Origin of the sequence: Planktothrix serta PCC 8927 (genome assembly GCF_900010725.2) — a bacterium.
GTDB lineage: Bacteria > Cyanobacteriota > Cyanobacteriia > Cyanobacteriales > Microcoleaceae > Planktothrix > Planktothrix serta.
Window position 1 is genome coordinate 147965 of the sequence record NZ_LR734855.1, and the last position, 16803, is coordinate 164767.

At 38.0% G+C, this 16803-nt stretch carries 16 protein-coding genes; 14 read left to right on the forward strand and 2 right to left on the reverse strand.

Annotated features, from left to right (window positions below; all coding sequences use genetic code 11):
- Positions 1-9: 9 nt before the first annotated feature.
- The 9 genes from tsf (at position 10) to PL8927_RS07975 (ending at position 9199) form a co-directional block, all read left to right on the forward strand.
- On the forward strand, positions 10-669 hold the full coding sequence (gene tsf / locus PL8927_RS07935; protein ID WP_083619408.1) for a translation elongation factor Ts: 660 nt from the start codon (positions 10-12) through the stop codon (positions 667-669).
- Positions 670-797: 128 nt separating this feature from the next.
- On the forward strand, positions 798-1673 hold the full coding sequence (locus tag PL8927_RS07940) for a hypothetical protein (RefSeq protein ID WP_083619411.1): 876 nt from the start codon (positions 798-800) through the stop codon (positions 1671-1673).
- 459 nt (positions 1674-2132) lie between these two features.
- Complete coding sequence (gene recG, locus PL8927_RS07945) at positions 2133-4616, forward strand: ATP-dependent DNA helicase RecG (protein WP_083619414.1); 2484 nt, start codon at positions 2133-2135, stop codon at positions 4614-4616.
- A 183-nt stretch (positions 4617-4799) separates the two neighbouring features.
- Positions 4800-5477, forward strand: a complete 678-nt coding sequence (surE, locus tag PL8927_RS07950) for a 5'/3'-nucleotidase SurE (protein ID WP_083619545.1) — start codon at positions 4800-4802, stop codon at positions 5475-5477.
- Positions 5478-5705: 228 nt separating this feature from the next.
- Complete coding sequence (locus PL8927_RS07955; RefSeq protein ID WP_083619548.1) at positions 5706-6428, forward strand: biliverdin-producing heme oxygenase; 723 nt, start codon at positions 5706-5708, stop codon at positions 6426-6428.
- Between the two features lie 108 nt (positions 6429-6536).
- On the forward strand, positions 6537-6887 hold the full coding sequence (locus PL8927_RS07960; protein WP_083619417.1) for a PASTA domain-containing protein: 351 nt from the start codon (positions 6537-6539) through the stop codon (positions 6885-6887).
- Positions 6871-7254 carry a hypothetical protein gene (locus PL8927_RS07965; protein WP_083619420.1) on the forward strand — a complete coding sequence of 128 codons (384 nt, stop codon included), beginning with the start codon at positions 6871-6873 and terminating at the stop codon, positions 7252-7254. Before PL8927_RS07960 ends, PL8927_RS07965 begins: the two co-directional genes overlap by 17 nt.
- Positions 7255-7339: 85 nt before the next feature.
- Positions 7340-7990 carry an ApaLI family restriction endonuclease gene (locus PL8927_RS07970; RefSeq protein WP_083619423.1) on the forward strand — a complete coding sequence of 217 codons (651 nt, stop codon included), beginning with the start codon at positions 7340-7342 and terminating at the stop codon, positions 7988-7990.
- A gap of 21 nt (positions 7991-8011) precedes the next feature.
- Positions 8012-9199: a DNA-methyltransferase gene (locus tag PL8927_RS07975; RefSeq protein ID WP_083619429.1), complete on the forward strand. Its 1188-nt coding sequence runs from the start codon at positions 8012-8014 to the stop codon at positions 9197-9199.
- A 39-nt stretch (positions 9200-9238) separates the two neighbouring features.
- On the opposite strand, the gene PL8927_RS07980 is transcribed toward PL8927_RS07975, so the two are convergent.
- Complete coding sequence (locus PL8927_RS07980) at positions 9239-9667, reverse strand: Uma2 family endonuclease (protein ID WP_083619432.1); 429 nt, start codon at positions 9665-9667, stop codon at positions 9239-9241.
- Positions 9668-9689: 22 nt separating this feature from the next.
- Here PL8927_RS07980 and PL8927_RS07985 point away from each other — a divergent pair.
- A protein-coding gene (locus PL8927_RS07985) for an IS630 family transposase (protein WP_197047317.1) occupies positions 9690-10572 on the forward strand; the annotation gives its coding sequence in 2 pieces (ribosomal slippage) (positions 9690-10016 and positions 10018-10572; 882 coding nt in all).
- Between the two features lie 2 nt (positions 10573-10574).
- Here the strand turns inward: PL8927_RS07985 and PL8927_RS07990 are convergent.
- Positions 10575-10775 carry a Uma2 family endonuclease gene (locus PL8927_RS07990; protein ID WP_083619434.1) on the reverse strand — a complete coding sequence of 67 codons (201 nt, stop codon included), beginning with the start codon at positions 10773-10775 and terminating at the stop codon, positions 10575-10577.
- Positions 10776-10839: 64 nt separating this feature from the next.
- Here PL8927_RS07990 and PL8927_RS07995 point away from each other — a divergent pair, with 64 nt between their 5' ends.
- From PL8927_RS07995 to PL8927_RS08010, 4 genes are all read left to right on the forward strand, one after another.
- Positions 10840-12279, forward strand: coding sequence for a sensor histidine kinase (locus tag PL8927_RS07995; protein WP_083619438.1), 1440 nt, complete (start codon positions 10840-10842; stop codon positions 12277-12279).
- 109 nt (positions 12280-12388) lie between these two features.
- The gene (locus PL8927_RS08000) at positions 12389-13450 is read left to right on the forward strand and encodes a ParA family protein (protein WP_083619441.1); all 1062 of its coding nucleotides are present in this window, start codon (positions 12389-12391) and stop codon (positions 13448-13450) included.
- Complete coding sequence (locus tag PL8927_RS08005) at positions 13434-14183, forward strand: HEPN domain-containing protein (protein WP_083619443.1); 750 nt, start codon at positions 13434-13436, stop codon at positions 14181-14183. Before PL8927_RS08000 ends, PL8927_RS08005 begins: the two co-directional genes overlap by 17 nt.
- A 229-nt stretch (positions 14184-14412) precedes the next feature.
- Complete coding sequence (locus tag PL8927_RS08010) at positions 14413-16683, forward strand: heavy metal translocating P-type ATPase (RefSeq protein WP_083619445.1); 2271 nt, start codon at positions 14413-14415, stop codon at positions 16681-16683.
- Positions 16684-16803: the final 120 nt, after the last annotated feature.

Here is a 16803-nt window from a genome sequence, read left to right on the forward strand (position 1 = left end):
GAGGACAAGATGGCGGAAATCTCAGCAAAACTTGTTAAGGAACTGCGCGATAAAACAGGCGCGGGGATGATGGACTGTAAAAGAGCCCTGACAGAAAATGATGGCGATATCAACAAATCTATCGAATGGTTGCGCCAAAAAGGGATTAGTTCTGCGGACAAGAAAACGGCTCGCAGCGCCACCGAAGGCTTAGTGGGAAGTTATATTCACACAGGCGGACGGGTTGGGGTCATGGTGGAAGTCAACTGTGAAACTGACTTTGTGGCGCGTCGGGATGAATTTAAAGCCTTAGTTCAGAATATTGCGATGCAAATCGCAGCTTGTCCCAATGTGGAGTATATTTCTGTTGAGGATATTCCCGCAACAATTGCAGCCAAAGAAAAAGAAATTGAAATGAAGCGGGATGACTTAGGCAATAAACCCGACAACATTAAAGAAAAAATTGTTCAAGGACGAATTGAAAAACGTCTGAAAGAGATGTCTTTAGTGGATCAACCTTACATCCGGGATCAAAATATTACGGTGGAAGAGTTGGTGAAACAAAGTATTTCTCTATTAGGGGAAAATATTAAAGTTCGTCGCTTTGCTCGATTTGTTCTGGGTGAAGGGTTAGAGAAAGAAGAAAAGAATTTTGCCGATGAAGTCGCTGAACAAATGGGCAAAGCCTAGGCTTACTTCTGAAGCCAAAGCTTAATTAACATAAGACTCCGATCTGTTTAGATTGTAATCAAAGATCGGAGTTCATTCATTCTTAATTCGTAATTTGTAATTCGTAATTCGTAATTCCCAATTCGTTTATGGCTGGATCAATAAATCGAATTGAGCAGGATATCACTGCCTTAGAAGAAGCGATCGCTAAAATTGCTCAGGAGTTTTATCAAGCTTATGAAGTGTATTTGATGGCTCTGGGGCAAGGAGTACGTCAACAGTTGATTTTGGCGAGTTATCACCTTTGTACTCAAACCTATCCTGAAGCCTTTTTAGAATTATCTGTTTCAGAACGACAAAGATTACAAAAAGGACTGAGAAATTTAGCCCAACAAATGCAAATGGCTTTGTGTCAGTCTCTCCAAATTCCGGCAGCTTTTGAAGTTCAAGATTTAGAGGATTTAGAGGATGAGGATGAGGATTTAGAGGATTTAGAGATAGATGAATCTCCCTCAGAAGATGGGGAAGAAGAACCAGAAGCCGACACCGCCTTAGAGGTTTCTCCTGTTCTCAAACCGTTGACGCCTGGGCGTTTATTGGCTTGGCAAGAAAGGATTGAAACCGGAATTATTAAAATGTTGAAACTGCTATCCAAGGATGCCAATTTGTTGTTACAACGGTTTGGGATGTTACCGAAGAAATTACCAGAAGCGATTCTGGAAGTGGCATCTAAGGCGGAAGCTTCTAGTGAGGGGGTGGCAGGGCCTCCGAATTTGCTCCAGATTATGATTGAGACGGAGGATGATGAGGATTCCCAAATGTCAATGGTGACGCGCTTAACGACTATTCATTTGCGGTTGGGAGAAATTGAGTTTGCGGATGCGAATGTGATGGCCCGACGTCATCAACTCCGGCATTTATCAGGACAGTTGAGTAGTATTCGTCGGGAATATCAAAAAAAGTTACGCGAGAGGGCTATTGTTCAGGCAGAATCAGCTTGGAGAGCGAGTTGGTATGAGGATTAAGAATGGCTGCAATACTTATAAATTAAGGGTTTGAGATTTAATTGACTAAAAAATCAAGTGCAAACCTATGTTCCCCCCAGTAGCATTTGCTAAAATTATAGCACCCGGAATTGAGCCGTGTCAACCCTCTTTAAAATTCGGCTAAATTTTCCCCAAAAAACCGAGAAGCGTAAAGGAGAGAAAAGTCTGTAAGGGTTGAAGATAAGGGGTTATGGTAGTTAATTGTTTAAAAAATCAAGTGCGACTCTATAAATAGACTTACTGCATTTGCTAAAATTCTAGCAAATGGGATTTAATATTGTCAACCCCCTCTACAATTTGCTGGAATTCTTGTTAGAAAAAGTAATGAGTAGAGAGGTTAAATAAAAGCAAAGGGAATGTCTATTTACTCAAAATACGATATATTATAATAGGCTTGGGTGAGTCACAAAGATAGGGTACTAGGATACAGAGATTACGATGAAATCTTATCAACCGGACTGGTGGAGATTTAGTAAAGCATTATCCGTTGAAGCCGAACGGGGTTTTACGAATTTGCAAGGGAATCAATATCAGTTCCATGAATTTTTTTATGTCAGTCTAAAGGAACTGTTTGAAAATGCACCGCCAGAGACACAAAAACGGTGTCAAGATTTGGCGGAGGAATTTTTGCGCTATCCTGAATTAGAGTTAGAAGACCGACAACATTTAATTGCAGATACGAGACGGTTTTTGCTGCAATTGCAACGGTTGTTTGACTGTCGGAATCAGGTATCAGAAATTCGGGAAAGCGAACAAGATCAAAAACAAAATAGAACAACCGTTCCGAATACGACGGCAATTACGGAACAGGCAAAAGTTGTTAATCTATCCTTAGAACAATCCTTAGAAAAAATTATCGGGCCGAGAAATAGCGATCGCGTTGCCAAATTAGGAATTTTAACCGTATTTGATTTACTCTATTATTATCCGAGGGATCATATTGACTATGCACGACAGGTGAAAATTAAGGAATTAGAACCTGGGGAAACGGTAACGTTAATTGCTCAGGTAAAACGGTGTAGTTGTTTTAGTAGTCCGCGCAATAAAAAATTAACGATATTAGAATTAGTCTTAAGCGATAATACCGGACAACTTAAAATTAGTCGGTTTTATGCCGGAAATCGATATAGTAGTAAAGGTTGGCAACATCAACAAAAAACCAATTATTCTCCGGGAGCGTTAATTGCGGCATCGGGTTTAGTGAAAAAAAATCAATATGGAATCACCTTAGATAACCCGGAAATAGAAGTGTTAGATCATGCCGGGGGTCAAATTGAATCAATGAAAATTGGGCGGGTTTTGCCTGTGTATCCGTTATCAGAAGGTATCGGGGCGGATGTGGTGAGAAAAGCGGTAATTGCGGCGTTACCTGCGGCGAAACTATTGCAAGATGCTTTACCCCAAGAGTTATTAAATCAATATCAATTAATTGGGTTAACTCATGCCATTGAGAATATTCATTTTCCCCCAGATCGAGATTGTTTATCGGCGGCGAGACGACGGTTAGTATTTGATGAATTTTTCTATTTACAGTTGGGATTATTAACCCGAAGACAACAGCAGAAACAAGTAGAAACCAGCGCAGTTTTAGCACCTCAAGGAAAATTGATTGATGAATTTTATCAGATGTTACCGTTTAAATTAACCAATGCTCAACAAAGGGTGATTCAAGAAATTCTCAATGATTTATATTCTCCTGAACCGATGAATCGCTTAGTTCAAGGAGATGTTGGAGCGGGGAAAACCGTTGTGGCGGTGGTGGCAATGTTAGCCGCAATTCAAGCGGGATATCAAGCCGCTTTAATGGCACCAACGGAAGTTTTAGCCGAACAACATTATCGGAAATTAGTCGAGTGGTTTAATTTAATGCACCTTCCCGTAGAATTATTAACAGGTTCAACAAAAGTTGCTAAACGGCGTCAAATTCATGCCCATTTAGAAACGGGAGAATTACCTGTTTTAGTCGGAACCCATGCCTTAATTCAAGATAAAGTTAATTTTCATCGGTTGGGGTTAGTGGTGATTGATGAACAACATCGATTTGGAGTTCAACAGCGAGCTAGATTACAACAAAAAGGGGAATCTCCCCATGTTTTAACGATGACGGCGACACCGATTCCCCGAACTTTAGCGTTAACCTTACATGGGGATTTAGATGTCAGTCAAATTGATGAACTTCCCCCCGGACGTCAACCCATTCAAACCACTATTTTAACGGGAAAACAACGCCAAGATGCTTATGATTTAATTCGGAGAGAAGTGGCTAAAGGCAGACAGGTGTATGTGGTGTTACCGTTAATTGAAGAATCTGAAAAGTTAGATGTCAAATCTGCGGTGGAAGAGCATGATAAATTACAGTCTAAAATTTTTCCTGAGTTTAAAATAGGGTTGTTACATGGTCGGATGAATAGTGCCCAAAAGGATGAGGCAATTACTCTATTTCGAGCGGGGGAAACGGAAATTTTAGTTTCAACAACGGTGGTGGAAGTGGGGGTTGATGTTCCGAATGCAACGGTGATGTTAATTGAAAATGCCGAACGGTTTGGATTATCTCAAGTGCATCAATTACGGGGACGGGTAGGTCGAGGAAAGGATAAATCCTATTGTTTATTATTATTAGGAGGTTCTACCCCAGAAGCGCGACAACGGTTACAGGTTTTAGAACAATCTCAGGATGGGTTTTTGATTGCAGAAATGGATTTACAATTGCGGGGGCCAGGACAAGTTTTAGGGACTCGTCAATCGGGTTTACCGGATTTTGCGTTAGCGAGTTTAGTGGAGGATCAGGAGGTGTTACAATTAGCCAGGGAAGCCGCACAAAAAGTCTTAGAAAAAGATAGAACGTTACACAGTTGGCCGTTAATGCGGGAGGAATTAAATCGTCGTTATATTAAGATTATGGGAGGTAGTATTTTAACGTAATTGAGAAGACAGCACTTCGGCAAGCTCAGTGACCAGATAGGAGAATATTTAACTTTAAGGGTTAATAGAGTATTGGATAAAAAAAGTATACTCTTTCTATTGCCTATTGCCTATTGCCTATTGCCTATTGCCTATTGCCTATTGCCTGTTCCCTGTTCCCTGTTCCCTGTTCCCTTTAAAAAAATGAAAATTGTATTAACGAATGATGATGGCATTGATGCACCGGGAATTCGAGCGTTAGGGAAGGCTATTTCTGGAGAAAAAATCTGGATTGCTCCCCAAAAAGAATATTCTCAATGTGGTCATCAAGTCACAACTCACCAAGGAATTCATGTTGAAAAACGGTCGGAAATTGAATATGCAATTGGGGGAACTCCAGCCGATTGTATTCGGTTGGCGGTGTCTCATCTTTGTCCTGATTTAAGTTGGGTAATTTCAGGGATTAATCCGGGGGGAAATATGGGGGTTGATGTCTATATTTCTGGGACGGTGGCGGCGGTTCGGGAAGCAGCAATTCAGGGAATTCCGGCGATCGCAATATCGCAATATCGCCAAGGCGGAAAACCCGTAAACTGGAAAACAGCAACTCGTTGGGCTAGTTTAGTCTTAGAGGAATTAATGAAACATCCTCCCCAACGGGGGTGTTTTTGGAATGTTAATTTCCCTTATTTAGAACCGGAAGAACCCGACCCAGATATGGTATTTTGTAAACTAGGAACCCAATCTTTACCAATTAACTATAGAAGAGAAGGAGATTATTTTTATTATTATGGGAACTATAGCGATCGCACCTATGAACTCGGAACAGATGTAGAGGTTTGTTTCCGGGGAAAAATTGCTGTGACTTTAATTAAATTGTAGGTTAGAAAGAAACCTGGTTTTTAGCTAAATTATTGATAATTATCCTAAATGTTGGGGCAAAAACCCGGTTTCTGGACGACCCGTAAAGCATCTCAAACCGTAAATGTGACAATTCTTAACACTATTTTTTATCAAATCAGTTTAATCTTAATAATTAGGCGGTTTTTCTCGGTGCTGTCATTAGCAAGACGCCTATTGTTGAATTTAGCTTTGGGATTAAATTTTAGTATGAGCGTTAACTTAGCAACCCAACTGCGAGAAGGCACGAAGAAGTCTCACACAATGGCGGAAAATGTCGGTTTTATCAAGTGCTTTTTAAAGGGTACGGTAGAAAAGACATCTTACCGGAAATTAGCGGGAAATCTCTATTTTGTCTACACTGCAATGGAAGAGGAGATGGAACGCCACCGCAACCATCCTGTTTTGTCTAAATTGTATTTTCCTGAACTGAATCGGAAACAAAGTTTAGAGCAGGATTTATACTATTATTATGGAGAAAATTGGAAGGAAGAAGTCCAACCTTCTGAAGCAGGAAAAGCATACATTGCTCGAATTCGGGAAGTTTCTAATTCTCAACCCGAATTACTAATTTCTCATCTGTATACTCGCTATATGGGTGATTTATCTGGGGGTCAAATTCTCAAAGGAATTGCTCAAAATGCTATGAACCTACCCGAAGGAAAAGGAACTCAATTTTATGAGTTCAACGATATTCCTGACGAAAAAGCTTTTAAAGTCAATTATCGTCAACAAATGGATAGCGTTGATATTGATCAAGAGATGGCGACTCGCATTGTCAATGAAGCTAATGATGCCTTCGGGATGAACATGAAAATGTTCAATGAATTAGAAGGTAATTTAATTAAAGCTATTGGTCAAATGTTATTCAATACGTTAACTCGCCGCCGTAACCAAGGGTCAACGGAAGAGTTAGCAACCGCCGCCGAATAATCAGTTAAAACACGGAAGATTCAACTTAATCCTGAACGCGAGATGGCTGTTAAATAGTCACCTTGGGTTCGGGATTTTGCAATTTTAAACAGGAGAGATTAGAAGTTAGTGCCCGGTCAAGGAGTTGGGGGGAATGGAACTGCATCTGAGTTTGGGGACTTAACAGGGATGAGTCGTCGAGAAGCGGATGAGTTTTTGCGTTCTTTAGGAGCAACTATCAAAATTACAAAAGGAGGTTATATTGAATATAAATTTGCAGATGCTTCAGTCGTTATGATTCGTCCTAACGGAGAAGTCATCCGAACACCTGCACCAAAATATAATGCAGAAGGACAAAGAATTAATAAGGGTTTACGTCTTGACCAAAATGGTTGTCTGTTACAAACCCGCGATAATCTAGGTAATCTTCTAGAAAATACCCATCAAACAGGAGAACGATTAAATGAAGAACTGGAATGATGATTACCATTTACTCGGTTTAGGAGGGTTCACTTCATTAATTAAAAGCATTAATGTTTCATTATGGGGAAATGAAATTACATTTCAATGTTTATATAACCCCGAAGAACCTATTCCTTATCAGATCATCTTTAAAGACTGTCAAGAAATTAGATGGGATGTGTATGATTCAGAGTTGGCGAATGAATTACAAGCCGATTTATTTGGGATTTCATTGGGTGAAGACCATCACCGCAAACCCGCTTTGATTACAACAGATATTTTTGAGATTTCAATTTTATATGATCAGTTTATTTTGGAAAAATCAGAAATCAATCATTTAAAAGTAGAAGAAAAAGAGACTCTAGGATTAAAGATATTGACATAATCAATAACTTAAAGCTATAATCAAATAATACCATGATTATCATTATATATAACTTCTACTTTTCTATACAAATTTTATCTAATTTATGGCATCTCTAACACCTTCAAGCTTGGAAGAAAAAATCCAAAATTTAGCCCAAAAATATTCCAAAGCTCTACTAAAACAAATCAACTGTCGTTTAGAAGAAATGAAAGGTGATGATACTTCTCATTTCTTAATCTATAGAGTTTTGGGTATCACTGAGGAAGAAGGAAAGTTAATAGATATTTATCAAAATAAAGGTCGTTTTTTATACAAGTATGCAGGATCATTTTTAGAGAAAGCCACTCAATTATCTTTTCTGGAAAAATATCCTAATTCAAAAGCAGTCAAGATTACTAATACTATGGGTTCCAGACCAAAAACATTTGAAATTGATTGTTTAGAAGGAAACAATGCCATTGAAATTAAATGGAGAGATGCAACAACAGATGGAGATCATATAACAAAAGAACATACTAGAATTAAAACTATATCAACCGCAGGTTATAGACCTATTCGTATTATGTTTTATTACCCCAATAGACAACAAGCTATAAGAGTTCAGCAGACTTTAGAAACACTTTATAAGGGAATTGGCGGTGAATATCACTATGGAGAGAGTGCCTGGAATTATGTGACTGAGAGAACAGGTATAGATTTAAAAGAAATTTTAGAAAGAATTGCTGATCAAAATACGAATTCTGATGGATTATAATTTATTAACTCCCTAAAAATTATGAATAATATTTACGATATTCTTCAAGGTGATTGTTTTGATATCGTTCAAAGGATGCAGTCAAATTCCGTTAATCTAATTTATTTAGATCCTCCTTTTTTTACTCAAAAGCAGCAGTCTTTAAAAACGAGAGATAGACAATTGGAATTTAGTTATAATGATTTATGGGAAAGTGAGCAAGACTATGCAAAATTTATTCATGATAGATTAGCTGTTTTATATCATATTTTAAGAGAAGACGGATCGATTTTTGTACATTGTGATACTCATGCTAATTATATGATTAGAGTGATTTTAAATCATATTTTTGGTCACGATAATTTTAGATCGGAAATTATTTGGAGTTACAAACGCTGGTCTAATTCTAAAAAAGGATTGTTACCCGCCCATCAAACGATATTTTTTTATTCTAAAACAAATCAATTTACCTTTAATCCTATTTATTGCCATTATTCAGAATCTACAAATGTCGATCAAATCTTACAGAAACGCACCAGAGATGAGTATGGTAAAGCGGTTTATGCCAGAGATGATGAGGGGGAAATTATTGCTGCTGACCCGAAAAAAGGAGTCCCTTTAAGCGATGTTTGGGAAATTCCCTATTTAAACCCTAAAGCAAAAGAGCGTGTCGGTTATCCTAGCCAAAAACCGATTTTACTACTAGAACAAATTATTGAATTAGCTTCTAACCCTGGGGATATTGTATTAGATCCTTTTTGTGGAAGTGGGACAACAATTATTGCTGCTAAATTATTAAATCGTTCAGGAATAGGAATTGATATTTCACCGGATGCGGTTCAACTTTCTAAAGATAGATTGAAAACCCCGATGAAATCCGAGTCTGTGTTACTACAAAAAGGTCGAAAAGCCTACCTGAATGTTGATGAAGAAGCTCTGAATATTATTTCGAGTTTAGATATTATTCCTGTTCAAAGAAATCAAGGAATAGATGCTATTTTAAAACAGAATTATGGAGGTAAACCCGTCCCGATTCGAGTCCAACGTCAGGGGGAAAGCTTACACAAAGCACTGAGTTTATTGCATAAAGCGTCTCAAGTTAAAGGAGCTTTGAAATCGATTTTAGTTAAAACCTCTGATGATCTTTTTGATCTTGAAGTGACAGATATTCCCCCTCATGTCATGATTATAGAATCTCCTGCTTATACGGTTCACAAGGTGCTATCTTAGAGAGATTGAGATTAGGATAAATTCAATTAATTCTGAGGTTTAAAACTCAACTTTATTATAAAGATCATCAACAGACATTTCAAACGAAATGGAGTTAAGCACTAGGTTTTCATTGCTATTATTATACTCCATAAATATCCAGTGTTTATCATCCGTTTTATAATAATGTTCAATATGAATCGTATATTGATCGATGAGTAGATATTCTTGAAAAGTCGGAATAGTACGATAGGCTGCAAATTTCTCGTCTTTGTCGTAGTTTCGGGTTGATGTTGATAATACTTCTGCAATCATTAACGGATTTGTAAGGGTGTCTTTTCTGCCTTCTTGGAGTTGAATATCACCCTGAATAACTATAATATCAGGATAGGTATAGAGGCGTTTTTCAGGAATCCAAAGCCGTTGATCGGTAACAAATATAGCGCTACGCGCTATGGTTAGGACAAAAGTATGATAAGATGCAGTAATACCTCAATATCGGAAAATAGTTATGCCGGCACCTTATAGTTACGATTTACGCTCCAAGGCGATCGCAGCCGTGAAAAGAGGAGAAAAGAAAATAGAGGTAAGTCGTTTCTTTAAAATAAGTCGCAACACATTAGATCTGTGGCTGAAAAAAGAAAGAGAAACAGGAGACTATCAGGCTAGCCGACAGGTAGGAGTAGGAACTCAACCGAAAATTCAGGAGTTAGAAAAATTTAAAGAATTCGTGAAAAAAAATAGTGACAAGACTCAAAAACAAATGGCCCAATTATGGGGGTGTGAGGCGACGCAACAGAATATTAGTTATGCTTGTCGAAAACTGGGTATAAGTCGAAAAAAAAACTTATGGGTATCGAGAAAGAGATGAAGAAAAAAGACGAGAATTTCTTCAAAAACTAGAGGGAATAGAAAGGAGCAGAAAAGTTTATGTAGATGAAGCGGGATTTGATAATAGAGAGGATTACCCGTATGGCTACAGCCCGATAGGGGAAAGATGTTATGCACTCAAGTCCGGTAAAAGAAGAGAAAGAGTCAGTTGGCTATCAGCATTGAAAGAAGGTAAATTATTGGCTCCTTTAACCTTTGAGGGGTCATGTAATAAAGATTTATTTGAAACCTGGTTAAAGAATTGTTTGCTGCCAGTGCTAGAACCAGGAGACATTATTATTATTGATAATGCCAGCTTTCATCAAGGGGAATATATCAAAGAACTCGTCGAAGAAGCCGGATGTAAAATTTGGTATTTGCCCCCATATTCTCCCGACTTGAACAAGATTGAAAACTGGTGGGCTGTTTTAAAGACATGGATGAAACAGAGATTAAACGAATTTCAAACCGTCAGAGAATGCGTGGATGCTGCATTTAGAAATTGTCCTAACGTATGCGCGTAGCGCTATACACGATAGGGTTGACGCTTGAGGGCAAAATTCAGCGTCGCGTAGAGATTACCAGCAATTTGATTATGATTGGGAGTTCCACCTGTCATAAGTCTAATTTCACCGTTAATATATTCATGGCGTTCTGAGGAATTAACCTCAAAATCGAGATATTCTTCAAGGGTATAGATTTGTTTAGCTTCAACTTGTAAGATCATGATCCTTTCCTTATCCTAAAATAGAATTGTAACCTATTCATAGATTAGCAAAAATTTTTCACTTATGTTTCAAGCAACCCGAAGACGGTTAGGAATTTGGTATACCGCAGTCACCGCTATTTTATTATTATTATTTGCAAGTGGGTTTTATTTCTATGTTAGAAATACCTTAATTGAACGCATTGATGATACTTTAAATCACGTTGTAGAAGTGGTAGAACGTTCTCTAGTTATTGAATCTGTTCCTACCCCTCCGGCGATGTCTCCGGTGGTCTTGGGCGGTCAATTTCAAGTAAATGTTGAAGCGAGTTTTAGAAATAATCCTAATACCGTTGAAGATGATCATATTGATATTGAATGGTTTAGTCCGACGGGAGAATTATTATGGTCTACTTTTTCTCAAGCATTGGATATTCCAATTCATCCTAATTGTAAAGGGGAAACTGTTCATATTTTTGAACAAAATCAAGTTGCAGAAATGATTTTAAGACAAGTCACCGACCGGGTAGAAATCGGGCGACAAGTCTTAGGCTATTTACGAGTGAGTCATCCTTGGTTTGAAGTCACAAAACCCATCCAGCAGTTAATCTTTGATTTAACATTAGGAACAATTTTGATGTTAATTGGTGTTGCTGCAATTGGCTGGTTTTTATCAGGTTTAGCAATGGAACCTGTACGGGATTCCTATCAACAGTTAAAACAATTTACCGCCGATGCTTCCCATGAATTAAGAAGTCCAATTGCGATGATTCAAACCAATGTCCAAGTCGCTTTAGCAGAACCTAATTTATCCAATTCTGAACAACAACAATTGCAAGTTATTGAACGAATTACTCGCCGTTTAGGTCGGTTAGTTGATGATTTATTATTTCTAGCCCGACAGGATAGCGGGATTGTTAAACCACAATTTTTTGCTATTCCTTTAGATGGGTTATTGATGGAAGTTGTGGAAGAACAAGAAGCGATCGCCATTCAACAAAACATCCATCTTTCCTTAAATTTTATTGAAGATTCTGAAGAAATTATTGTTAATTCAGATACTCCCCTTTTAACCGAAACTGAACCCTTTAGTTTACAGGGAGATTGGGATCAATTAGTCCGATTATTTACTAATTTAGTCAGTAATGCGGTGCAGTATACTCCCTCTGGCGGTGAGATTAAAATTGAATTAAAACAACTTCTTAAACCCAAACGACAACCGGGACTAGGAAAAGTGACAGAATCTTGGGAAAAAAATCATTCTCTCTTGAAATTTGAAGGATTACAAGTTATAATTAAAGACACAGGAATTGGGATTTCTTCTGAAGCATTACCCCATATTTTTGATCGGTTTTATCGCGTTGATCCCTCTCGTACTCATCGCCATAGTGGGGGGTCGGGTTTGGGTTTAGCGATCGCTCAAGCAATCGTAGAAAATCATCACGGTCAAATTTATTTAGAAAGTCAAATTAATCAAGGTACAACCGTTATCGTCACCTTACCGCTACATCCGAGCGGGTTATAAAGAATAGCCAACCTAAATCAGATGTACCCATTAACCCAATATTGACAAGATTAACAATTTGAAGGTATAATCAAGCTATTCCATTCGGTTAATTACAAGGTTAATTACAATGGTTCAAAAAATTGCTCTCTTTAATCATAAAGGTGGTGTTGGGAGCACAACAACGACCTTTAATTTAGGTTGGATGCTGGCAGAGAAAGGTAAAAAAGTGATTTTAGCCGATACTAATGCTCAGTGTAATTTAACGGGAATGGTATTAGGAGAAGGAACAGAAGAAGGTGAAGAAAGAATCGAACAAATTTATCATACAAAATCTAACATTAAAACAGGTTTAGCTCCTGTATTTGAGTCTCAACCCAAAGCGATTGAAGCTATAGATTGTATCCCGATAGAGGGTCGAGACGGATTATTTTTGCTTCCGGGTAATGTGGGATTTGCAGAATATGAAGTTACTCTCGGTATTGCACAAGAGTTAAGCGGATCAATTCAAACACTGAAAAATTTACCTGGTGCGATTAATTATTTATTTGAAAGAACGGCTGAAAAGTTTGAAGCTGATTATATTTTAATTGATATGAGTCCTAGTTTAGGAGCAATTAATCAGAATTTGTTGATGATTAGTGACTTTTTTATAGTTCCTACAACGGCTGACTTTTTCTCGGTGATGGTAATTGATTCTTTATCTAAAGTTTTACCAAAGTGGTATCGTTGGGCTAAATCAGCTAGTGCTTTGCCAATTTTAAGAAATGCTGATTATCCTTTTCCTGATGTGACATTACGTTTTCTGGGAACAATTATACAGAACTATCGGACTCACAATGGCAAAGAAACAAAGGCTTTTCAAAAGGGGATTCAAAAAATCGAGGAAACTGTGAGTTGTAAGCTATTTCCTATTTTACAAACCAATAATATGACATTACCAAAGGAAGCTTATCAATATCAGGGGATTCAAGATACATTTACTTTAGCAAAAATTCCTGATTTCAATAGTTTAATTGGATTATCTCAAGAATACCAAACCCCAGTTTATACCTTAACAGCAGATCATGTAAAGCTAACGGGTATCTTATTAGAACACACTCAAAAAAAACAAGAAGAATTTAGAGAAACTTTTTCAAACTTAGCCGATAAAGTGATTGGATTAACCACCGCTTATGCAGTCAGTAATTGAGAAATTTCGGATTAGTATAGGTCGTGTTAGAGATTTAATTGCTCTGCATAATTCTATTAAAGCTCAATCGACTAATATTTTAGATGTCTCAGATATTTTAAGATCTGCTTTGGTTTTAGCGGTGAGTGCATTAGATTATTATGTTCATGAAGTTGTCACGTTGGGGATGTTAGAAATTTATCGAGGTCAACGTCCTGAACCCAGGATTACTGCGAATACAACTCAATCCGCGTTTGATCGTTTTCAAGTCTCGTTAGGTACAGCACGCCAAGATAGAATTATAGCTCTTGATATTGAATCTTGGTTAGAAGATGAAGTGCAACAAATACAGGGTGAGGAATTTTTAGAACAACCTCAAAGCCTCTCTAATTTACTTCCTATAATATCTCAAAGTCTTTCTAATAAACTAAATAATATTTCCTTGTTAGAAAATGAGATTAGAGAACAATTAAGTTATAAAAGCTTTCAAAAACCCGATAAAATTGCTGAGGCGCTTCGGTTAATTTCTGATAAAAAATTATGGGATGAAGTTGCTGTTAAAATAGGAAGATCAGCACAAGATACTAAACAACAACTGAATGCGATTATTGATCGAAGAAATAAAATTGCTCATGAAGCCGATAGAAATCCAACCTTTAATATTGGTGATCGTTGGCCTATTGATGATAACCTCGTTAATGATGCTGTTACCTTTATTGAGCAAGTGGTTGAGAGTATTGATCAAATTCTATAACAAGATGATCAGCTTTAGGACTCAAACTCAACTTTATCATCAAGATCAGCAACAGAAATCTCATATCTTTTTCAATCCCCCTTGACACTCCAGTAAGGAGGAGACTTTAGAATAACAATGTAGGGTGCGTAAGCAAGGCGCACGCACCAACTCACTCAACTTTAGAATAACAGTGTAGGGTGCGTAAGCGCAGCGCACGCACCAACTCACTCAGAATGGAGTTTAAACCATGAAAACAAGCTATTTCCGATTAAAGGGGATGGGGTGCGCCTCCTGCGCCAATACCATAGAAACAGCGATTCAAAATGTTGATGGGGTTGCAATTTGTCACGTTAATTTTGGCGCTGAACAAGCAACGGTTGAATTCGATCCCAAGCAAACTAATATTGAGCAAATTCAACAGGCGGTTACAGATGCGGGATATACTGCTAAACCCATAGAAGATACCACTTCTCATCTCCAAGATACGGAAAAAGAGAACCGAGAAATTGAACAAAAATTAACCCAAAAAGTGTTAATTAGTGCAATTATTAGTGTGTTTTTAATCATCGGAGGATTACCGATGATGACGGGGTTAAATTTACCCTTTATTCCTACTTGGATGCACAACCCTTGGTTACAATTAATCCTAACAACACCGATTTTATTTTGGTCGGGTCAAACCTTTTTTCTGGGAGCATGGAAAGGGTTAAAACGTCATCAAGCGGATATGAATACCTTAATAGCAGTAGGAACAGGCGCGGCGTATTTGTATTCAATTTTTGTCACTTTCTTCCCCCAATTCTTCCTCAATCAAGGGTTATCGGCGGATGTCTATTATGAATCAGCCGTTGTGATTATTACCTTAATTTTACTCGGTCAATTATTAGAACATCGCGCCAGAGGAAAAACCTCCGATGCGATTAAAAAATTAATGGGATTACAACCCAAAACCGCCCGTTTAATTCGGTCTGGAGAAGAAATTGATATTCCCATAGAAGCGGTGAATGTTGGTGATATTATTCGAGTCCGTCCTGGTGAAAAAATCCCCGTTGATGGGGAATTAATAGAAGGGAATTCAACGGTTGATGAATCGATGGTAACGGGAGAAAGTTTTCCCGTCGAAAAACATCCAGGAGATGAAGTGATTGGGGCGACAATTAATAAAACTGGAAGCTTTAAATTTAGAGCTTCACGGGTGGGAAAAGATACGGTATTAGCGCAAATTGTGCTGTTAGTTCAACAGGCGCAAGGGTCAAAAGCCCCGATTCAAAAATTAGCAGATCAGGTAACAGGTTGGTTTGTTCCGGTTGTAATTGCGATCGCGATCGCTACTTTTATTCTCTGGTTTAATTTAACCGGAAATCTTACTCTAGCAATAACAACAACCGTCGGAGTTTTAATTATTGCTTGTCCCTGTGCTTTGGGATTAGCAACACCGACTTCTGTGATGGTGGGAACAGGTTTAGGGGCTGAACATGGGATTTTAATTAAAGGTGCAGATAGTTTAGAATTAGCCCATAAAATCCAAACTATTGTATTAGATAAAACCGGAACTTTAACCGCCGGAAAACCCACCGTAACCCAGTATGTAACCGTTGGAGGAACAAATAACGACCATGAATTAAAATTATTACGATTAGCCGCAGCAATAGAACAACAATCTGAACATCCCTTAGCAGAAGCTATTGTTCAATATGCTAAAACCCAAGGAGTTAATTTTCCCTTACCTGAAATTAACAATTTTCAAGCCTTAGCGGGAATGGGAGTTCAAGGTTATATTTCAGATCGATTTGTCCAAATTGGAACCTCTCGCTGGATGCAAGAATTAGGGATTGAAATCGAACCCTTACAACAGTATCAATTGAATTGGGAGGCGGAAGGAAAAACCACAGCTTGGATGGCAGTAGATGGAGAAATAGAAGGGTTAATGGCGATTTCAGATGCTCTAAAACCGACTTCTAAAACGGCAATTCAAGCGTTACAAAAAATGGGGTTAGAGGTGATTATGTTAACCGGAGATAATCAAAAAACCGCCGAAGCGATCGCTTCTGAAGTCGGAATTAAACGGGTATTTGCAGAAGTGCGTCCCGACCAAAAAGCGAATATGATTAAATCTTTGCAAACTGAACGCAAAGGACGGAAAAAACAGCCTTCAATTGTAGCTATGGTCGGGGATGGAATTAATGATGCTCCGGCTTTAGCTCAAGCGGATGTAGGAATTGCTATTGGTACAGGAACAGATGTTGCGATCGCAGCCAGTGATATTACCTTAATTTCAGGGGATTTAATGGGACTGGTAACAGCAATTAAATTGAGTAAAGCTACCTTAAATAATATTCGCCAAAACCTATTTTTTGCCTTTATCTATAACTCAGCCGGAATACCAATTGCGGCGGGAATTCTTTATCCCTTAACAGGTTGGTTGCTGAATCCGATTATTGCAGGAGGAGCTATGGCGATGAGTTCAATTTCTGTTGTTACGAATGCTTTACGGTTACGTCAGTTTAAGCTGAATTAATCTTTAGTTAAAAAGTGTATTGAAAATGGAAATAGAGCCAGTCTAAATGGATTGTAAAACCCTAATTTTAGGAGCATTAATCTCCAAAAGTGGACACACATCTCCGTGTCAGGGCGAGAA